The sequence below is a fragment of the Tsukamurella ocularis genome (genome assembly GCF_024807615.1).
GTDB classification, from domain to species: Bacteria; Actinomycetota; Actinomycetes; order Mycobacteriales; family Mycobacteriaceae; genus Tsukamurella; species Tsukamurella ocularis.
Genome location: NZ_JANUCJ010000003.1, coordinates 178,540 through 198,201 on the forward strand (window position 1 = coordinate 178,540; position 19,662 = coordinate 198,201).

The 19,662-nt window shown below is 70.9% G+C and carries 20 protein-coding genes; 10 read left to right on the plus strand and 10 right to left on the minus strand.

Translation table 11 applies throughout. From position 1 onward, the window contains the following. Window positions 1-31: 31 nt before the first annotated feature. Together HNP44_RS12165 and HNP44_RS12170 are read left to right on the plus strand one after the other, a co-directional pair. Window positions 32-1,117, plus strand: coding sequence for a DNA recombination protein RmuC (locus HNP44_RS12165; RefSeq protein WP_259140622.1), 1,086 nt, complete (start codon window positions 32-34; stop codon window positions 1,115-1,117). A gap of 16 nt (window positions 1,118-1,133) precedes the next feature. After that, window positions 1,134-2,783, plus strand: coding sequence for a DUF6542 domain-containing protein (locus HNP44_RS12170; protein ID WP_259140624.1), 1,650 nt, complete (start codon window positions 1,134-1,136; stop codon window positions 2,781-2,783). A 72-nt stretch (window positions 2,784-2,855) separates the two neighbouring features. Here HNP44_RS12170 and HNP44_RS12175 read toward each other — a convergent pair whose 3' ends face one another. Next, complete coding sequence (locus tag HNP44_RS12175) at window positions 2,856-3,806, minus strand: 4-hydroxy-3-methylbut-2-enyl diphosphate reductase (protein ID WP_224645876.1); 951 nt, start codon at window positions 3,804-3,806, stop codon at window positions 2,856-2,858. Between the two features lie 59 nt (window positions 3,807-3,865). Here HNP44_RS12175 and HNP44_RS12180 point away from each other — a divergent pair, with 59 nt between their 5' ends. The 3 genes from HNP44_RS12180 to HNP44_RS12190 are packed head-to-tail and all read left to right on the plus strand — an operon-like array spanning window position 3,866 to window position 6,050. Further along, window positions 3,866-4,555 carry a lipid droplet-associated protein gene (locus HNP44_RS12180; protein WP_259140626.1) on the plus strand — a complete coding sequence of 230 codons (690 nt, stop codon included), beginning with the start codon at window positions 3,866-3,868 and terminating at the stop codon, window positions 4,553-4,555. Continuing rightward, window positions 4,552-5,844, plus strand: a complete 1,293-nt coding sequence (gene xseA, locus HNP44_RS12185) for an exodeoxyribonuclease VII large subunit (RefSeq protein WP_259140627.1) — start codon at window positions 4,552-4,554, stop codon at window positions 5,842-5,844. The genes HNP44_RS12180 and xseA overlap by 4 nt, the downstream gene beginning before the upstream one ends. Beyond that, window positions 5,841-6,050 (plus strand): exodeoxyribonuclease VII small subunit, encoded by a 210-nt coding sequence (locus tag HNP44_RS12190; RefSeq protein ID WP_259140630.1) that lies wholly within the window; start codon window positions 5,841-5,843, stop codon window positions 6,048-6,050. The genes xseA and HNP44_RS12190 overlap by 4 nt, the downstream gene beginning before the upstream one ends. 18 nt (window positions 6,051-6,068) lie before the next feature. Here HNP44_RS12190 and HNP44_RS12195 read toward each other — a convergent pair whose 3' ends face one another. After that, on the minus strand, window positions 6,069-6,683 hold the full coding sequence (locus HNP44_RS12195) for a DUF4245 domain-containing protein (protein WP_259140631.1): 615 nt from the start codon (window positions 6,681-6,683) through the stop codon (window positions 6,069-6,071). Window positions 6,684-6,837: 154 nt separating this feature from the next. Between HNP44_RS12195 and glpX the strand changes: the two genes are divergently transcribed. After that, window positions 6,838-7,845: a class II fructose-bisphosphatase gene (gene glpX / locus HNP44_RS12200; protein ID WP_259140637.1), complete on the plus strand. Its 1,008-nt coding sequence runs from the start codon at window positions 6,838-6,840 to the stop codon at window positions 7,843-7,845. Window positions 7,846-7,905: 60 nt separating this feature from the next. Continuing rightward, a complete protein-coding gene (locus HNP44_RS12205) occupies window positions 7,906-9,324 on the plus strand; it encodes a class II fumarate hydratase (protein WP_259140638.1) in 1,419 nt (472 codons plus the stop codon). Here the strand turns inward: HNP44_RS12205 and HNP44_RS12210 are convergent. Beyond that, window positions 9,317-9,907 (minus strand): NPCBM/NEW2 domain-containing protein, encoded by a 591-nt coding sequence (locus HNP44_RS12210; protein WP_259140639.1) that lies wholly within the window; start codon window positions 9,905-9,907, stop codon window positions 9,317-9,319. The two genes, HNP44_RS12205 and HNP44_RS12210, sit on opposite strands and share 8 nt — an antisense overlap. A gap of 40 nt (window positions 9,908-9,947) precedes the next feature. Further along, the gene (locus HNP44_RS12215) at window positions 9,948-10,259 is read right to left on the minus strand and encodes a hypothetical protein (RefSeq protein WP_259140640.1); all 312 of its coding nucleotides are present in this window, start codon (window positions 10,257-10,259) and stop codon (window positions 9,948-9,950) included. Between the two features lie 61 nt (window positions 10,260-10,320). On the opposite strand from HNP44_RS12215, the gene HNP44_RS12220 reads away from it, so the two are divergent. Continuing rightward, complete coding sequence (locus HNP44_RS12220) at window positions 10,321-10,902, plus strand: class I SAM-dependent DNA methyltransferase (RefSeq protein ID WP_259256884.1); 582 nt, start codon at window positions 10,321-10,323, stop codon at window positions 10,900-10,902. A 48-nt stretch (window positions 10,903-10,950) separates the two neighbouring features. Here HNP44_RS12220 and HNP44_RS12225 read toward each other — a convergent pair whose 3' ends face one another. Beyond that, the gene (locus HNP44_RS12225; protein WP_259140642.1) at window positions 10,951-12,645 is read right to left on the minus strand and encodes a fumarate hydratase; all 1,695 of its coding nucleotides are present in this window, start codon (window positions 12,643-12,645) and stop codon (window positions 10,951-10,953) included. A gap of 79 nt (window positions 12,646-12,724) precedes the next feature. After that, window positions 12,725-13,168, minus strand: coding sequence for an anthrone oxygenase family protein (locus tag HNP44_RS12230; RefSeq protein WP_259140646.1), 444 nt, complete (start codon window positions 13,166-13,168; stop codon window positions 12,725-12,727). An 80-nt stretch (window positions 13,169-13,248) separates the two neighbouring features. On the opposite strand from HNP44_RS12230, the gene HNP44_RS12235 reads away from it, so the two are divergent. Further along, a complete protein-coding gene (locus HNP44_RS12235; protein ID WP_259140648.1) occupies window positions 13,249-14,178 on the plus strand; it encodes an AraC family transcriptional regulator in 930 nt (309 codons plus the stop codon). Here HNP44_RS12235 and HNP44_RS12240 read toward each other — a convergent pair. Further along, window positions 14,171-15,496, minus strand: coding sequence for a permease prefix domain 1-containing protein (locus HNP44_RS12240; protein ID WP_259140649.1), 1,326 nt, complete (start codon window positions 15,494-15,496; stop codon window positions 14,171-14,173). The two genes, HNP44_RS12235 and HNP44_RS12240, sit on opposite strands and share 8 nt — an antisense overlap. Continuing rightward, entirely contained in the window at window positions 15,493-15,843 is a 351-nt protein-coding gene (locus HNP44_RS12245) for a PadR family transcriptional regulator (protein WP_259140650.1), read from the minus strand. The genes HNP44_RS12240 and HNP44_RS12245 overlap by 4 nt, the downstream gene beginning before the upstream one ends. A gap of 121 nt (window positions 15,844-15,964) precedes the next feature. Here HNP44_RS12245 and HNP44_RS12250 point away from each other — a divergent pair, with 121 nt between their 5' ends. Then, entirely contained in the window at window positions 15,965-17,134 is a 1,170-nt protein-coding gene (locus tag HNP44_RS12250; protein ID WP_259140651.1) for a GNAT family N-acetyltransferase, read from the plus strand. 98 nt (window positions 17,135-17,232) lie between these two features. Here HNP44_RS12250 and HNP44_RS12255 read toward each other — a convergent pair whose 3' ends face one another. Beyond that, entirely contained in the window at window positions 17,233-18,540 is a 1,308-nt protein-coding gene (locus HNP44_RS12255; protein ID WP_259140652.1) for a PhoH family protein, read from the minus strand. 264 nt (window positions 18,541-18,804) lie between these two features. Next, a complete protein-coding gene (locus tag HNP44_RS12260) occupies window positions 18,805-19,635 on the minus strand; it encodes an acyl-ACP desaturase (RefSeq protein WP_259140654.1) in 831 nt (276 codons plus the stop codon). Window positions 19,636-19,662: the final 27 nt, after the last annotated feature.

The following is a 19,662-nucleotide window of genomic DNA, read 5'->3' on the forward strand; positions in this document are numbered from 1 at the left end:
ACTTGTCAGTGGGGGCGTCCATGCTGACGGCATGGACCTCTCGCACCTGATCGTCGCGCTGCTGGCGCTGCTGGTCGGCGGCGCCGTCGGGATCATCCTGGCCCGGTCCCTGCCCGCGCAGCCCGGCCGGTCCGACGGTGCCGGGCCGGCCCCGGACGCGGTGGCGGGGCCGGTGAATGCGCTGCTCGCGCCCCTTCGGCAGACCCTGGATTCGCTGGGCCACGAGTTCGCCGTCGCCGAGCGCAGCCGCGTCGCCGCCTTCGCCGGGCTGCGGGAGCAGATCGGCACGGTGGCGCGCACGAGCGAAGCTCTGCGCGCCGAGACCGCCACGCTGCGCTCCGCGATGAAGTCGTCCACCGTGCGCGGCCGCTGGGGCGAGCTGCAACTCGAGCGGGTGGTGGAACTGGCCGGGCTGAGCCGGCACTGCGACTTCTCGACGCAGGTGGGCGGCGCGGTCGGCGAGGCGCGGGTTCGGCCCGACGTCGTGGTGCACCTCGCGGGCGGCCGCGATCTGGCCGTCGACGCGAAAGTGCCACTGGACGCGTACCTGCAGCTGCTCGAGGCGCCGCCGGCGGAACACGCCGCCCTGCTCTCCGACCATGCGCGGCGGTTCCGCTCCCACGTCGTGCAGCTGGCGGGCAAACGGTACTGGGAGGCCGTCGGCTCACCGGAGCTCGTAGTGATGTTCGTGCCCGCCGAGGCATTCCTCGACGCCGCACTGCAGGCCGACCCCGAGCTGCTCGAGTTCGCCCTCGACCGGAACGTGGTGCTCGCCACACCGACGACGCTCGTCGCGATGCTCCGCGCCGTCGCGCTGAGCTGGCGACAGCACGCCCTCGGCGAGGACGCGGCGCGGATACAAGCGCTCGGCCGCGAACTGAACGAGCGATTCGACGTTCTGAACAGTCACTTCGCTTCACTGGGTACGGCGCTGGGCAGGACCGTCGAGGCCTTCAACGCCACGGTCGGTTCGTACAACTCCCGGGTGGGTGTCACCGCCCGCCGTCTGGCCGACCTCGATTCCCTGCCGGACGGTTCGCGCGACGATCCACTGGAACTCGACCGCGCGCCGCGAGCCGTCCCCACGGCGGAAGATTCTCGGTTCTCACAGCCTTAGCCGGTACGGTTCACCTGTGTCGAAGTTCCCACCGTCCCGCTCCCAGGTCCCGGTCGACGAGCGCTCCGTGCTCGCGACGGTGCCCGGACTGCCGTGGTGGGGCGCTGTCCTGACCATGCTGGTCTTCACCGCCGCGGGCGCCCTCGCCTCGGGCGAGTTCGCGGGCGCGAACGCCGGTGTGCTCGCAATGTCGGTCGGCGCGGTCGTCGCCGTACTCGCCGTGCGCAATCGCGCGCTGTTCACCGCGATCGTCCAGCCCCCGCTCATCATCGCCACCGCGATCCCGCTGTACCGGTGGTTCTCCCTCCCCAGCCCGCGCAAGACCAGTCAGATCCTCACCGATGTGCTCTTCCCCATGATCTCGCTCTTCCCGTGGATGTTCTGGACCACGGTGATCGTGCTGGTCATCGGCGGCGTACGCCTGCTGCAGTACCGCTCGCTCACCGCGAACGCCCGCAGCGCACAGCGCCGCGGCGCCTCGGCGGGGGCGAAGTCCGCACCGGCCAAGGCAGGTGTCAAGGCCGGCACCAAGCCCGGTACGGCGAAGCCCGACACGGCTGAGCCTGCCCTCGTCGGAGCCGCGAAGCCCGCTGCCGTCGCGGCGAGCGCTGGGGCCACGGGTGCTGCCGCCAGAGCCGGGAAGCGGCACGCCGAGTCCGCCGGGCTGCCGATCGGCGAGCGGATCCGCGCGGCATTCAGCCGCCTCCGCCCCGCGCCTGCCGCGGGCGCGGTCGGCGCCGCTGCCCTCGTCGGCAACGGTGCCGGCCGCTCCGAGCGCCACCAGAGCCGCGCCACCGAGCACCGATCCAGCCGCGCTGTCCGAGAGCGGGCGGAGCGGACCGACCGCCGGGAACCCGCCGCCGCGGCCGACGCCCCCGTCCGGGGCCGCAGCTCGGCCGCGCGCCGAGAAGATCCGCGCCGCGATCTCCGTCGCGATGCGGTGCGGCGCGACGAACAGCGCCGGGATTCGGCCGCGCGCCTCGCTCGGACCCGCGAGGAGATCGCCGCGCGCGACACCGGGGCACCCGCGACCCAAATCAACCGCGTGATCCGGCCCGACTCGGGGCAGATCCCGCGGCCGGCGATGCCGAGGCAGCCCGACGAGGATGACCGTCGGGCGATGCCGCGCGGCGCCCGGCCCCGCCCTGCCGTGGCACAGGGCGACCGGCCGCGCCCCGGGATCCACGACTCGCGGGAACTGCGGCACGACGACGAGCGTCGCCGGATCGGCGAGCCCCAGCCCCGGTGGCGCACTCCGCGGGGTCCGGAGGGCCGCCCCGACGCCCCCGCCGCGCGGGCCGCGCCCCCCGCTGACGCGCGCGACTACCGACGCGAGGCCGGCGACATCGATCGCGCCCGCGGCGTGGACCCCGCAGCACGTCGTCCCGGGCGGGAGCGCACGCAGATCCCGCGCGACGACTTCGCCTCGCTCCCCCGCATCTCCGGCAGCCGCGCGGCGCAGCCCGATCTTCCTAGCCTGACCGGCGAGGAGCGGATCGCGCGGAGGGGCGAGACGCCGTCGAACCCGGGACGCTACGAGCACTACCGGCCCCCGCGCTACCGGCCGCGGAGCGAGGACTCGGCGGTGGAGACCAACTTCCGGGACGACTTCACAGAGCCCTCCGACGAGCCCCGGCAGATCCGCCGGCACCGCTACAAGGACTGATTCCACCGCGCCGACGAGAAGGGCGCGCCACCGTTTCCGGTGGCGCGCCCTTCTCGTGGGGGGGTGACGCGGTCAGGCCTTGGCGCGGGGGCGCAGCTCACGCGGGAGGGCGAAGACCAGCGTCTCGTTCGCAGTGGTGACGGCCTTGACATCGTGGAAGCCCTCGCCGTCCAGGTACTCGACAACGCCCTTGACCAGGATCTCGGGCACTGATGCACCGGAGGTGATGCCGACCGTCTCCACGCCGTCGAGCCAGGCGGGATCGATCTCGCGGGCGAAGTCGATGAGGTACGCGGCACGGGCACCGGCCTGCAGCGCCACCTCTACCAGCCGCACCGAGTTCGACGAGTTGCGCGAGCCCACAACGATGACCAGATCGCACTCCGGGGCCATCGCCTTCACCGCGACCTGCCGGTTCTGGGTGGCGTAGCAGATGTCGTCACTGGGCGGGTCCTGCAGCTTGGGGAACTTCTCCCGCAGGCGGCGGACCGTCTCCATGGTCTCGTCGACCGAGAGCGTGGTCTGCGAGAGCCAGACCAACTTGTCCTCGTCGCGGACGGTGACGTTGTCGACCGCGTCCGGACCGTCGACGAGCTGCACATGCTCGGGCGCCTCGCCTGCCGTGCCCTCGACCTCCTCGTGCCCCTCGTGGCCGATGAGGAGGATGTCGAAATCGTCGCGGGCGAAGCGCTTCGCCTCCTGGTGCACCTTGGTGACCAGCGGACACGTCGCGTCGATGGTGCGCAGGCTGCGCTGCGCGGCGCCCTCGTGCACCGCAGGGGAGACGCCGTGCGCGGAGAACACGAGGAGCGAGCCCTCAGGTACTTCGTCGGTCTCGTCGACGAAGATCACGCCCTTGTCCTGCAGCGTCTCCACAACGTGCCGGTTGTGCACGATCTCCTTGCGCACGTACACCGGGGCGCCGTGCTTCTCGAGGGCCTTCTCGACCGTTTCCACTGCACGGTCGACACCCGCGCAGTAGCCACGCGGCTCGGCCAGCAGGACACGCTTGCCAGAACTCATGCCTCTAGGCTACGGCACCTGGCGGTGTGCCCGTGAGCACGATGAGGCACCCTGGACACATGAGCCGTTTACCGTTCGTGGTCCGCGTCGCCGTCGGGGCCGTGGCCCTCGCCGCCGAGAAGGGTCAGGAGATCGTCGGGGGCGCCGTGACCGCCCCGCTCACGCTGGGCAGCAAGTCCGCGCAGGCCTTCATCCACATCCAGCAGGACCTGGCCGACCTCGCCGTCCGCGGTGACCGCGCGCTCGAGAGCGTCTTCCCCGCCAAGGAGGAGGAGCAGGCCGCCTGGGCGACCTTCGACGACGACGAGGACGTCGACGTGGATCTGCCCGCGGCGAAGCCCGCCTACGGCGAGGTGCGACCGGCCACCGAGTCCGCCCGCTCACCCGAGCCCGCGCCGGCACACGCCGTGCGGGCCGACGGTGCCACGCAGTCCACCTCGGTCGCCACCGCCCCGCAGACCGCGGCGGAGCAGCCGGTCGCCGACGAGGCACCGGCGGGCGCCGGACGGTACGCGCTGTACAGCTCCCCCGCCCCCGCGACGTCGGACACGACGGCGCCCGCCGAGACCCCCGACGACCTGCCCGCTGCCGTGCTCCGTATCGACTACCCCGAGCTCACGCTGGCGCAGCTGCGCGGCCGGCTCCCCGGCCTCACCACGCCCGAGGTGGAGTCACTCGTCGAGTACGAGCGCGGTCACAAGGCGCGGCCGCCCTTCCTCACGATGCTCGAGAACCGCATCACGCGGTGACCGGACCGGCTTCCACCGGCTCGCCCGGCAGCGGTGCGGGCGGCCCGTCGACCGCGGAGCACCCGTGGCCGGTGCGCGTGGTCTCGATGAAGATCGCGCAGTGGATCGACCGCCTCGGCGAGGTGTGGGTCGAGGGGCAGATCACCCAGCTCAACCGCCGCGGCGGGGGCACTGCCTTCCTGACTCTGCGCGACCCGTCGGCGAACGTCTCAGTGCAGGTCACGTGTCTACCGGCCGTGCTCGACCGCTCCGAGGTGCCGCTCACCGAGGGCACGCAGGTCATCGTGCGCGGCAGATTCACCTACTGGACCGGGCGGGGCAGCCTCTCGCTGCGGATCACCGAGATCCGCGCCGTCGGCGTGGGCGAGCTGCTCGCCCGCATCGAGCGGCTGCGGCAGCTGCTGCACGCCGAGGGACTGTTCGACCCGCGGCTCAAGCGGCCCTTGCCGTTCCTTCCCCGCACCGTCGGGCTGGTGACCGCACGGGCCAGCGCCGCCGAGCGCGACGTGCGGTCGATCGCGGAGGGCCGCTGGCCCGACGTTCGCATCCGCGCCGAGTACGCCACCGTGCAGGGCCCGACGGCGGTTCCTCAGCTGGTGGCGGCCCTGCGCGCCCTGGACGCCGACCCCGAGGTCGACGTGATCATCATGGCCCGCGGCGGCGGCAGCGTGGAGGACCTGCTCCCCTTCTCCGACGAGACGCTGTGCCGCGCCGTGCACGCGGCCCGCACCCCCATCGTCTCCGCGATCGGCCATGAGCCCGACAACCCGCTCTGCGACTTCGCCGCCGACGTGCGCGCCGCGACGCCGACCGACGCCGCCAAGCGGGTCGTGCCCGACGTGGTCTCCGAGCTGGAACGGATCGCCGAGCTGCGCGAGCGCGCGGCGGCCGCACTGCGCGGGTGGGTCCGTCGGGAGGAGCACACGGTGGACGCGCTGCGCTCGCGGCCGGTGTTCGCACACCCGCTGCGGCTCGTCGACGACCGCGCCGACGATGTCGCGCGCCTGTTGCGCGACGTCCGGCGGGACGTGCGGCGCATCGTCGAACGGGAATCCGAACGGACCGCGCACCTGGCCGCGCGGCTGACGTCACTCGGCCCCGCCGCGACGATGGCGCGCGGCTACGCCGTAGTGCAGAAGGTGACGCCGGACGGCGAGAACCCCGTGGTCCGCGGTATCGACGAACTCGCGCCCGGCTCGCAACTGCGGGTCCGGCTGCCCGACGGTGCCGCGTCCGCAGCCGTCATGGGCGTGACGAAGATCTCCGCACGAACCGAGGAAGAGGCATGAGCGACGAGACACCGGTGGCCGAACTGGGCTACGAGCAGGCCCGCGACGAGCTCGCGGTGGTGGTGAAGCTACTGGAGCAGGGCGGGATCGACCTGGACGAGTCGCTGAACCTGTGGGAGCGCGGCGAGGCGCTCGCCAAGCGCTGCGAGGAGCACCTCGCGGGCGCGCGGGAGCGCATCGAGAACGCGATCGCCGCCGAGGAGTGAGCGGACGGGCCGCGCTGCTTACCGGGGCGCGGCGGGGGCCGGCGCACCGGACCGCGGAAGCGGCTGCTGCGACTGGACCGCGGCGGCCAGCTCGGTGAACCGGGGCACGGTTCCGCCGCCGAAGACGACGAGGACGGCACCGTCTACCTGCAGGACCCAGGCGCTGCGGTTCTTGTCGTTCGGTCCGTAGACCTCCCAGGTCCGGCCCTCGACGGGGACCGTGCCCGAGGGCTTGGCCTTCGCGCCGTAGACGGACTCGAGCACCACGTCGGCGGGCGATCCGGACTGCGAGAGCTGCAGCGAGTTCTTCTCGGGCGTCACGTAATTGACGGAGAAGACCTTGCCGCCGACCACGTCGTCGTCGCGGGTGGCGGTGGCCTTCCAGCCCTCCGGAACCCCGTCGACCACGCCCGTGCCGCCGGGCATCCGCACCGGGAAACCGAGCGTGTCCGCCGACACCTGGAAGACGCCCTTCGGGTTGATCGGCTCGACGGTCTCGTCCTTCGGGTCGGCGCCGAAGCCGAGCTTGAAGTTGCCCGACGCGAACAGGACGATCAGGCACAGGGCGATCAGCGGAACCATCGTGAACACCATGTCGCGACGGTTCTGCAGGATCCGGGGTTTGTCAGCCACGACGTCCAGTATCCCGGGCGCGACGTCCGGCGGTGGAGGCGGGCATGATCCAACGGGCCCTGGCCCGACCGGACCCGTCACCGACCGGTAGGGCATGGAAGAATCGAGCGAGGCCCGCCGCGCCCACCCGCGCGCTCGAGATCCGGAGGAATCCATGTCCGATACCCACGCTGAGAAGAACCCCATCGCGCCGGACCGGAACCTGGCCATGGAGCTGGTCCGTGTCACCGAGGCCGGCGCGCTCGCCGCGGGCCGTTGGGTGGGGCGCGGACAGAAGGAGTCGGGCGACGGCGCGGCCGTGGACGCGATGCGCCAACTGGTCTCGACGGTGTCGATGAGCGGCGTGGTCGTGATCGGCGAGGGCGAGAAGGACGAGGCGCCGATGCTCTACAACGGCGAAGAGGTGGGCAACGGCTTCGGCCCGTCGACCGACGTCGCCGTGGACCCCGTCGACGGCACGACGCTGATGGCCAAGGGCATGCCCGGCTCGATCGCGGTCCTCGCGGTCGCCGAGCGCGGCGCCATGTACGACCCCTCGGCCGTGTTCTACATGAACAAGATCGCCGTGGGCCCCGAGGCCGCCGGCGTCATCGACATCGAGGCCCCGATCGCGGACAACATCGCGAAGGTCGCCAAGGCCAAGGGCATCAAGGTCACCGACGTCACGCTGACGGTGCTCGATCGCCCCCGGCACGAGCAGCTCATCGCCGATATCCGTGCGACCGGCGCGATCGTGCGCCTCATCTCTGACGGTGACGTGGCCGGCGCCATCGCCGCCGCCCGCCCCGAGGCCAAGACCGACATCCTCGTCGGCATCGGCGGTACGCCCGAGGGCATCATCGCCGCGGCCGCACTGCGCTGCATGGGCGGCGAGATCCAGGGCACCCTGGCACCGTCGAACGACGTCGAGAAGCAGCGCCTCGCCGACCTGGGCATCGACCCGACGCAGGTGCTCGGCACCACCGACCTGGTGCGCGGCGAGCACGTCTACTTCGCGGCGACCGGCGTCACCGACGGTGACCTGCTGCGCGGCGTCCGCTACCGCGCCGACGGCGCGACCACGCAGTCGATCGTGATGCGCAGCAAGTCGGGCACCGTCCGCACCGTGGACGCGACGCACCGCCTGACCAAGCTGAAGACCTACGCGCAGATCTTCGACTGAGAAGTGATCTTCTCCTCGGGCCCTGGGAACATTCCCGGGGCCCGAGTAGGTTTCTAAGGTATGGCTAACAACGCTGATACCCCGGAGACCGAGTACCGCATCGAGCACGACACCATGGGCGAGGTCCGGGTGCCCGTGAACGCCCTGTGGCGCGCGCAAACGCAGCGCGCCGTGGAGAACTTTCCGATCAGCTTCCGTCCTCTCGAGCGCGCGCAGATCCGCGCGATGGGGCTGCTCAAGGCCGCCGCGGCGCAGGTCAACCGGGACCTGGGGCTGCTGGCGCCGGAGAAGGCCGCCGCGATCATCGCCGCCGCGCAGGAGATCGCCGACGGGCTGCACGACGACCAGTTCCCCATCGACGTCTTCCAGACCGGCTCCGGCACCAGCTCGAACATGAACGCCAACGAGGTGATCGCCTCCCTCGCCGGCCGCGCCGGCGTGCAGGTGCACCCCAACGACGACGTGAACATGTCGCAGTCGTCGAACGACACCTTCCCCACGGCGACGCACGTCGCCGCGACCGAGGGCGCAGTCACCACACTGATCCCCGCGCTGGAGCACCTGCAGGCGGCGCTGGCGGCGAAGTCCGCGGCCTGGCGGACGACGGTGAAGTCGGGCCGCACGCACCTCATGGACGCGGTGCCCGTGACGCTCGGCCAGGAGTTCGGCGGCTACGCCCGCCAGGTCGAGGCCGGCGTCGAGCGAGTGCGGGCGACGCTCCCCCGCGTCGGCGAGGTCCCGATCGGCGGCACCGCCGTGGGCACGGGCCTCAACGCGCCGGAGCGGTTCGGTTCGCTGGTGGTGGCGGAGCTGGTGCGGCTGACAGGGGTCGAAGACATCCGGCTGGCGAAGGACAACTTCGAGGCCCAGGCCGCGCGCGACGGTCTGGTCGAGCTGTCGGGCGCGCTGCGGACGATTGCGGTCTCGCTGACCAAGATCGCCAACGACGTGCGCTGGATGGGCTCCGGCCCGCTCACCGGGCTCGGCGAGATCGCGCTGCCGGACCTGCAGCCCGGCAGCTCGATCATGCCCGGCAAGGTGAACCCGGTGCTCCCCGAAGCGGTGACGCAGGTGGCCGCGCAGGTGATCGGCAACGACGCCGCAGTGGTGTGGGGCGGCGGCAACGGCGCCTTCGAGCTCAACGTCTACATCCCGATGATGGCGCGCAACGTGCTCGAGTCGATCACGTTGCTGGCCAACGTCTCCCGCCTCTTCGCGGACAAGTGCATCGAGGGCCTGGTCGCCCACGAGGACCGGCTGCGCACGCTCGCCGAGTCGTCGCCGTCGATCGTGACCCCGCTCAACTCGCTGATCGGCTACGAGGAGGCAGCGGCTGTCGCGAAGCAGGCGCTGCGCGAGGGTAAGACGATCCGGCAGACCGTGATCGACCGCGGGCTGATCGGCGAGAAGCTCACGCTGGAGGAACTCGATCGCAGGCTGGACGTGCTGGCCATGGCGAACGTCGAACGGGTCAGGTGAGGCTCGCGGCGCCGATGGCGCCGTAGGGAGCCGGGGCGGGCGCGCACGTGCCGTCGGTCGCGAGAGCGGATACGGTGACCGAGCGGGCGCCGTCGAGCGCGATCGAGATGGTCCGCGGCGCGTCCTCGCGCGCGAGCACGGAGGCCAGCTTCGTCGAGCCGTCGACGATGAAGGAGACGCGCACTCGCAAATCCCGCGGGGTGTGCGGCTGCAGTCCCAGGACTCCGGTGAGCTTCGCGAACTCACCTGCGAGCCGGTAGACGGCAGTCGAGGGGGTGCCCTCGCAGCCGATCCAGACGCCGGTCGCGCTACGATAGGTGGTGCCTGCGAGAGTGGCGGTCAGGGCCTGGCCCGTATCGCCGACGGTGCTGGACCTGGCCAGGCGGGTGTAGAGCGGCGTGCCCGTGGGCGTCGCGCCGATGTCACCCTGCGTGAATGACGAGTCCCTCGCAGTCTTCGCCTCTACGCTGCGCGAACCCGGGTACGCGTCGTTCGGCGACGCGACCTGCAGTCCGCAGCCGACGATGGCGGACGTGGCCGCGGCCGCCATCGTCAGTGCTGTGAAACTTGTTCTCAATCTCACGCGCTGAGGATAGCCCGCCGGCGTGCCCGGGCACGCGGGGTCAGCGACGATCGACGAGCACGTAGGACGCACCGGCGGTCGCCGCCGCGACGGCGAGTACCGACGGCCACGCTCCGATCTTCTTCGCCAACGGATGGGATACGCCGAATCCGCCCAGGTAAACCGCCCCGAGCGCGGCCGCCGTCCCCGCTCCGGCCTTCGCGTACCAGCCCTGCGCGGCCGCAGCGCCCGCCGCCGCGAGCACGACGCCGCCGAGCGGGCGGATCCCCGTCTCCCGGGCCACGTAGTAGCCGCCCACGAGTCCCGCGGCGGCGATCGGAGCGGTGCCGATCCGGTCGATGATGTCGGTCATTCCTCGACACTACCCACTACCGCGCGTAGTAGGACTGCGGCCCGCGGGTAACGTCGACCGCATGAGCACACCGCGGTGGTTCACCGAGACCAAGGAAGGCCACAGCGAGTGGTACATCGAGCGTTTCCGGACGATGGCGCGGGAGGGCGCGGACCTGGCTGGTGAGGCACGACTCGTGGACGCGATGGTGGGCCGCGGGTCGCGGATCCTGGACGCCGGCTGCGGGCCGGGCCGGATCGGCGGATACCTGCACTCGGTGGGTCACAACGTGACCGGAGTGGACGTGGATCCGAAGCTCATCGCCGCGGCTCAGGAGGATCATCCGGGTCCGCGGTGGCTCGTGCAGGACCTCGCGGAACTGGACCTCGACGGCACGTTCGACGCGATCGTCTGCGCGGGAAACGTGTTGGTCTTCGTCGCCGAGGGCACGGAGACGCAGGTGCTCGCGAACTTCCGGAAGCACTTGACGCCCGAGGGATTCGCGGTCGTGGGCTTCCACACGGATCGCGGGCTCACACCGGATCGACTGGACGCCCACGCCGCCGAGGCAGGCCTGCGTACTGACCTGCGACTCGCGACGTGGGACGTCAAGCCCTGGCACGACGGCGCCGACTTCGCCGTGACGATCCTGCGCCCGGACTGACGAGACGAGCGGCGCACCGTCGAACCCGATCACGGTGCGCCAGAAGGTCTACCGCTCCTTCGAACGCACCCGAATCCCACTGAGCGGCAGGGCGACCTCACCCGACGGATCGGTGAAGAAGTCGTTGCCCTTGTCGTCGACCACGATGAAGGCCGGGAAGTTCTCGACCTCGATCTTCCACACCGCCTCCATGCCGAGCTCGGGGTACTCGATGACCTCCTGGCTCTTGATGCAGTCGAGCGCAAGCCGGGCGGCGGGGCCGCCGATGGAGCCGAGGTAGAAGCCTCCGTGCGTGTCGCAGGCCTGCGTGACCTGCTTGGACCGGTTCCCCTTCGCCAACATCACGAGAGATCCGCCCGCGGCCTGGAACTCGTCGACGTAGCTGTCCATACGGCCCGCGGTGGTGGGGCCGAAGGAGCCGGACGCCATACCCTCCGGGGTCTTCGCCGGGCCTGCGTAGTAGACCGGGTGATCCTTGAGGTACTGCGGCATCTCCTCGCCCGCGTCCAGCCGCTCCTTGATCTTGGCGTGCGCGATATCGCGGGCCACGACCAACGGGCCGGTCAACGACAGACGGGTCTTCACCGGGTACTTCGACAGCTCGGCGAGGATCTCGGGCATCGGCCGGTTCAGGTCGATCTCGACGACCGCACCGCCCTCAATGTCCTCCGCTACACCGGCATCCGGCATGTACTGCGCCGGGTCGGTCTCGAGCTGCTCCAGGAAGACGCCGTCGGCGGTGATTTTTCCGAGGGCCTGGCGGTCCGCGGAGCAGGACACCGCGATCGCGACGGGCAGCGAGGCGCCGTGCCTGGGCAGGCGCACGACACGCACGTCATGGCAGAAGTACTTACCGCCGAACTGCGCGCCGATGCCGAAGGACTGGGTGAGCTCGAAGACCTTCTCCTCCAGCTCTTTGTCGCGGAAGCCGTGCGCTGCAATGGAGCCGGTCTCGGGTAGCTCGTCGAGGTAGTGCGCCGAGGCGTACTTGGCAGTCTTGAGCGCGAACTCGGCGGACGTGCCGCCGATGACGATCGCGAGGTGGTACGGCGGGCAGGCCGCGGTACCCAGCGAGCGGATCTTCTCGTCGAGGAACTTCAGGATGCGGTCCGGGTTGAGGATCGCCTTCGTCTCCTGGAACAGGAAGGACTTGTTGGCCGAGCCGCCGCCCTTGGCCATGAACAGGAACTTGTACTCCGGCCCCTTCGGCCCCTGCTCGGTGGCGTAGATCTCCACCTGGGCCGGCAGGTTGGTGCCGGTGTTATTCTCCTCGTACATGGTGATCGGCGCGTTCTGCGAGTAGCGCAAGTTGAGCTTGGTGTAGGCGTCGTACACGCCGCGGGAGACCCACTCGCCGTCGTCTACGCCGGTCAGCACGCCCTCGGACTTCTTGCCCATGACGATCGCGGTGCCGGTGTCCTGGCACATCGGCAGCACGCCGCCCGCGGAGATGTTGACGTTCTTGAGCAGGTCGAGCGCCACGAAGCGGTCGTTGCCCGACGCCTCGGGATCGTCGATGATCTTCCGCAGCTGCTGCAGGTGCGCGGGCCGCAGGTAGTGGCTGATGTCGTGCATCGCCTCCGCGGTCAGCTGCTGCAGCGCCTCGGGCGCGACCTTGAGGAACTTCTGCCCGTCGACCTCGAAGGTCTCCACGCCCTCGGCCGTGACGAGCCGGTACGGCGTCGTGTCGGGACCGATGGGCAGCAGGTCGGAATAGATGAATTCGGGGCTGTTCGAAGTCACGTAACGAGGGTATTCCCCGGCGGATCACCGGTCCGGGTTAGGTTGCCCTACCTGCGGGAACCCGGGCTCGACGGTGCCGTCAGCGCAGAGCCGGGATCGCGAGGCCCACGGCGGCCGCGACGCTGAGCCACAGACGCGCCAGGTTCCATACACCCCAGTTACGCGCGAACTCGGCCCATTCGACGGTGCCCGTCATGAGCCGCTGGTTCAGGGGGACGTTCACCGCCACCGTGAGGACGAACGCCGCGATCGCACAGAGCGCCCCCAGTGCACCCGCGACCGTCCGGGCATCGAAACCGTCCGCGATCACCAGAGCGATGGCGGCCACGACCGGCAGCAGCGCCCCCAGCATGAAGAGCGCGAGGAACGGTGGCCGCTCGACCGCGTCGTTCATGCGGCGCATGGCCTCGGCACCGTCGGGGACGGCGCGCTGGGCTGTGATGACGGTGGCGTAGGCGAAGTAGAAGCCGGCCAAAACCCCGCTGAGCAGGGCGGCCGATCCGAGGAGGAATTTGAGTGTCATGGATCAAGAATCGCCTCGGATCGTGGCGTGATCCATAGTTCAGACCCCCCATTCCATACGCATTCGTCTAATCTGACGACATGGACCCGCTGTTCCGGATGGTGTCCGGTCTTCGCGCGCACGGCCTGTTCTCGCTTCGCATCTCGATGGTGCCGCCGTGGTCGGTGGACATCGACGACGGTGCGCCGCTGAGCGTGATCGCCGTCGACCGCGGCGCCGCGTGGATCTCCGGTGCGGACACCCGGATCCGGCTCGAGGCGGGTGCCGTCGCGCTGGTCGCGCACGGGCCGCACTACGTCGTCGCGGATGAGCCCGAACGCCCGCCGACTGTGCGGATCGAGGAGGGCGGCGCGTGCATACCGCTCACCGAGTCGATGCGCTCGACCACCCACCGCGGCCTGCTCACCTGGGGCAACCACGACGAGGGCCCGGATCAGCTGTTGGTCGGCACGTACGCCTCGGCCTCCCAGGTGGGCCGGCACCTCGTCGAACAGCTCCCCGAGTTCACGGTGCTGCCGCCCGGCGAGGTCGACGACGCGCTGATCGGGCTGATACGGCGCGAGCTCGCGGATCCGCGCCCCGGGCACAGTTTCGTCATCGACCGGCTCCTCGACGTCGTGGTCTGCGTCGCGATCCGGTCGGCCGCGCGTACTGCCCCGACGGGCTGGCTGTCGGGCACCGTCGACGACGTGGTCGCGGGCGCGCTGGACCTGATCCACGAGTCGCCGGAGCGGCCGTGGACGGTCGCCTCCCTGGCCGGCGCGCTGCACGTCTCCCGGGCCGGCCTGGCGGCGCGGTTCCGCGCCGGCGTGGGCGAGCCGCCCGGCCGCTACCTCACGCTGTGGCGGCTCACCCTGGCGGCCGACGCACTGACCTCGTCGGACGACGGGCTCGACGCGATCGCCCGCCGCGTGGGTTACGGCTCCGCCTTCGCGCTCAGTGCCGCGTTCAAACGCCACCACGGAGCGAGCCCGTCCCAGTTCCGCGCCCGCGAGGCCGCCGTCAGCTGAATCCGAAGAGCGGCGGGAAGGCGAGGGCGACCACCGCGGCCCACGCCGCGTAGGCGGGCAGCGTGCTCGTCTGCCAGCGCTCGATCGCGGCGAAGTCTCTTCTCCCCCGGACGAATCCGAGCCCCAGCCGGGCCGCGCCCGCGAGGATCACCAGCAGCACGAGGTTCAGCCCCAGTACCGCGGCCTTGTTCGGCGACGTGCCGAACTCGGCGGTGCGGGTGACCATCGCGACGAGCACCACGAGGTCGACGGCGATCGCCGCGACCACCAGCGCCACCTGCAGCCGGTCGAAGACGTCCGGCCGGCGCCGCGGGTCGCGGGCGGAGACCGCGTACAGCAGTAATCCGACGACGAGCACCAGAACCACCGTCATCAGCACCAGGAGGTCGCGGTCGGCCCCGATGAGGCCAGGCCGCGACGCGAAGGCGCCCAGCACCACGAGAAGCATGACCAGCGTGATCGGGGTGAAGATCCGCGTCAGCACGGGCGCGATGTTCTCGATCACCTCCTGCTTGGCCTCCACGAGCCACGCGGCCACCAGCACCGCGCCGCCGACGCAGATCGGCAGCGCCCACTCGGTGACCGGCGACTCCGCGTCCAGCCCGACGGAGCCCAGCGCCGCGATCGTCAGGCCCGTGATCGCGCCGCCGCCGAGGGCGATGAGCAGGAAGTAGATGACGAACTCGCCCGTGAACCGCACGAAGTCCATCCGCCGGGGCGCCGAGCGCCACGCGCCGCCGGTGTAGGCGACGCCCACGCCGAACCACAGCACCAGCGGCGCGGCGACGACGGCGAGTACCTCGGTGGAGCCGCCGGACTCGAACGGATACGCGGCGAGGACGCCCGCCACCACCGCGAATCCGCCGAGCACCACCGCCGTCAAGCGCGCGGGCATCGCGCGCTTCCACGCGAAGTACCCGACGAGGAAGGGCGCGACCGCGAAGCCGACGAAGCGCGGCGCGGACTCGCCGAGAAGGTGCAGCACCGCGAGTAGCGACAATCCGGCCGCCGCGCCGAGCGCGAGCACCACCGGCAGCTCGCCGCGCCGCGCGGATTCGCCGTCGGTGCTGCCCAGCACCAGCTGCTTCCAGAGCCGATCGGAGTGCTCGCGGGCGAACTCGTGCGCCACCGCGTCGGCAGCGCCCATCCGCTTGACCGCGACGAGGAAGGACTCGTCGCCGTCGAGGCCACGGGCCTCGAGGTCGGAGATCTGGTCCCGTAGGTGGGACTCGAGCTCGTCGACCTCCTCGGCCCGCATCCGGCGGCCTTCCAGGTAGCCGCGCCACTGCTGGATCTGCGCGTCAACGGGGCCGGTCATGCGAGCCCCGGGTGCGGCGCACCGTCGGACCAGAGACCGTCGAGGGCGGCACTGACGACCCGCCACTGGTCCCGACGGTCCGCGAGCGCCTCCCGTCCGGCGGGCGTGATGGCGTAGTGCTTGCGCTTGCGGCCGGTGTCGGCCACGCCCCACCGCGATTCGACGTGCCCGAGGCGCTCGAGCCGGTGCAGCAGCGGATAGAGCATGCCGTCGGACCACTCCAGCCGCCCGCCGGAGAGCTCGCGGACGCGGGTGAGAATCGCGTACCCGTAACTGTCGCCGCGGCTGAGGATGCTCAGCACCAGCGGGGTCGCCGACGCGGCAACCAGATCCTTATCGATGTGCATCGCTCCCCCATACCTAGAACCACTAGGTATACATATACCTTGCGGTGCTAGGTATGACAAGCCTCTGATGCCGTTACGACACTGCGGTGGCGGGCATGCACATCCAGTACCCTGGACAGACGTGACCGAAGTCCCCCACGTGGCCGCCCGGCCGGTGCCGCCCACTCTCCAGGGATCCCACGCGGGCGCCATCGCGTCCGTCTCCGGCGAGGGCGTGCCACTCCCCGAGCACGAATTCTTCGTCGAGGAGTTCCGAGGGATCACGATCGTGGTCGCGCTTCCGCTGATCAACGACGCGACTCTCGGGGCCGCCGGCAGCACGGTCGACGCCTTCAGGGCGGGGGACACGCGCTTCGTCTTCGTCGTTCCGGCCGACCACGTCGACGTGACCGCCGCCGCGATCGGGGGGCGAGTGGTGCACGGAGCGTCGGCCTGGAACGACGACTTCATCGCCGACCTCTGGCTCACCGTCACCGACGCGAAGCGGGTCGTCGTCGGGGCTGATCCCGCCGCCCTCGCGTGGACCGCGGGAGCCGTGTCCACGAGCGTACGCGCTTCGAAGATGGTGCTCACCGACCCGGGCGGGGGCTGGGGCACCCCGCCCCGCAGCTACGCCGACATCGACCTCCACGGTGAGCAGCTCGCCGCCCATTTGGCCGAACGCGGGCTCCCCGACTACGCGCCCGCCGCGCAGGCGGCGCTCGTGGGCGGGGCGTACAGCGTGAACCTCTGCCGCGCCGACGACCTCGCCTACGAGCTCCTCACGTTCGATGGACGCGGCACGGTGCTCACGCACGGCCGGTACCTCCACCTGACGCCGCTCCAGGTCGACGATTTCGCGCGGATCGAATCGCTGGTGGGCCAAGGCGTCCGGGAGGGGATCCTCAAACCTCGCAGCCGCGCCGAGATCGCCAGGATGGCGGCCGGCGGCCTCGGCGCCCGGGTGCTCCGCACCGGTCACCTCGCGGGCGTGGTGGGACTGGAAGTCGACCGGTACGCCGGCACCGGCTACGGCGAGGTGTCGGGGCTGATCACCGTCGCCGAGTTCTCCGGTCTCGGCGCCGGAAGCCTCCTCATCGACGGATTGTTCGAGCTCTGCCGCACCCGGGGGTTGACGCACGTCTTCGCCGTCACCGTCAGCGACAGCGCCGCCGACTTCTTCGCCCGGCGAGGCTTCCGGGAAGTCGGGCACCAGGACGTCCCGACAACGAAGTGGGAGGGCTACGACGCCGGCCGCCTCGAGGTCGCACGCTGCTTCCTCCGCGCGATCGAGGCCCGTCCCGCTGCGTAGTCGCCGACGCCGGCTGTCCCGTTCCGAAACCGGACTCCAGGGACCACGCGGCGAAGCATTTCCATCGTGGTCACGCTGGAGGCCGGTTTCGGATCGAGCTATGCGCCGGGGGCGAACTCCTCCAGCATCTCGGTGACGAGGGCGGCGATCGGCGAGCGCTCGGAACGCGTGAGCGTGACGTGCGCGAACAGCGGGTGGCCCTTGAGCTTCTCGATCACCGCAGCCACGCCGTCATGCCGGCCGACGCGCAGGTTGTCGCGCTGGGCGACGTCGTGCGTGAGCACCACCCGCGAACCCGAGCCGAGCCGCGAGAGCACCGTCAGCAGCACGTTGCGCTCCAGGGACTGCGCCTCGTCGACGATGACGAAAGAGTCGTGCAGCGAGCGGCCGCGGATATGGGTGAGCGGCAGCACCTCCAGCATCCCGCGCGACATCACCTCGTCCATCACCTCGGGCGAGGCGAGCCCGTCGAGGGTGTCGTAGACGGCCTGCGCCCACGGCCCCATCTTCTCGTTCTCGGAGCCGGGCAGGTAGCCGAGGTCCTGGCCGCCGACGGCGTAGAGCGGGCGGAAGACGACGACCTTGCGCTGCGTCCGCTTCTCCAGCACGGCCTCCAGGCCGGCGCAGAGCGCCAGCGCCGACTTGCCGGTGCCGGCCTTGCCTCCGAGGGAGACGATGCCCACCGACTCGTCGAGCAGCAGGTCGAGGGCGACGCGCTGCTCTGCGCTGCGGCCGTGCAGCCCGAAGGCCTCGCGGTCGCCGCGCACGAGCTGCAGCTGCTTCTCCGCCGTCACGCGGCCCAGAGCACTCGACGTTCCTCCGAGCAGCCGCACGCCGGTGTTGCACGGGAGGTCCCGCGCGGCGTCGTGATCAACGACCCCGCCCGCGAACAGCGCGTCGATCACTTCGCGCGGAACCTCCAGCTCCTCCATACCGGTCCAGCCGGAGGTCACCACGTCCTGCGCCCGGTACTCGTCCGCGTCGAGACCCACCGCGCCGGCCTTGACCCGGAGCGGGATGTCCTTCGAGACCAGCACCACGTCGCGGCCCTCGGCGCGCAGGTTGAGCGCGCAGGCGAGGATGCGGGCGTCGTTGGTCTCCGTGCGGAAACCGACCGGCAGCACCGTCGGATCGATGTGGTTGAGCTCGACCTGGACCGTGCCCCCGCCCGGGGTGGGGATCGGCTGGTCGAGTCGGCCGTGCTCGAGCCGCAGGTCGTCGAGCATGCGCAGGGACTCGCGGGCGAACCAGCCGAGTTCGGCGTGGTGACGCTTGCCCTCGAGTTCGCTGATCACCACGAGCGGGAGCACGACATCGTGCTCGGCGAAACGGGTGATGGCCCAGGGATCGGACAGCAGGACGGAGGTGTCGAGCACGTATGTGCGGGGGGTCTCACGGAAAGACACGGTGACGCTCCTAGCCTGCGCGGCGCCCACGCAAGCGTGTAGCTGCGGCCGGCCGGTCCAAACGTCTCGGTGCGTGGTCTACGCCCCGACGACGAGGACCGGGGCCGGCCCTCTCGCGACGATGAGTGAAGTCACGGTTGGAACCTCCCGGGACGAACTGCTTCCCCGCAATCCGTCACCGCCAAACTAACGCCGAACGCGCCGCGCGGCACGGAGGCTGCGCGGCGCGTTCGTGAACACTTCGTTACGGGCCGGGGGCCGTTGTTACAGGGCGAGACCCCAGGTCGCGAGGAGGCCGTTCAGGATCTCGCGATCGCGCTCGGGCGAGCTGATGCCGGCCTCCGTGACGATACGGCGGGCCTCGTCCAGGCCGTCCGCGGTCTCGGCGCCGATGGGCGAGGCGAGGCGCGCCTGGGCAAGCAGTGCGTCCTTGACGTGCCCCTCGTTGACGTCGAGCGCGACGGTGAGCAGCTCGGTCCAGTACTGCTGCTGCACGCGGTCGTCGTTCGCGACCTTGCGCAGGGTGGTAGCCAGTCCGGGCGGCGTGCCCTGGGCGGTCTCGGCGTAATCGGCGAGGCGGTCGAAGTAGTCGGCGGAGAGCGCCTCGTGAACGATCACCATGGCGATCTGTTCGGCGATGTGGATCTCCTCGCGGGTGCCCTCGTACTGCCGGTAGCCGCGGGTCACAGCCTCGAGGCGCCACATCTCCAGCTGCTCGACGTCGCAGGTGCGGCTCACCACGACGTGGTCGCGCAGCGCGATGCCGTGGCGGTTCTCCTCGGCGGTCCAGTGGCCGACGAACTTACCCCAGTCCGAATCGATGAGGTGGTGCTGCGCCAGCAGGCGATGGAAGGACGGCAGGTGGTCCTTGGTCAGCAGGCCCAGGATGAGGCCGTTGCTGACCACCGCGTCGACCTTGACGTCGGTAGGGACGAAGTCCTCACCGCCGAGGAAGGCGTAGTTGCGGCCGTCGTCCCACGGGATGTAGTCGTGCGGCTGCCAGGCGTCGCCGGCCTCGACGTAGGCCGCGCGGATGTCCGGCAGCGCCTTGTCGATGGCGAGCGTCAGGTCGTCCTCTGAAGTGCTGGAAGTCACCCGGACACTGTAAGGCAGCGCCCACCC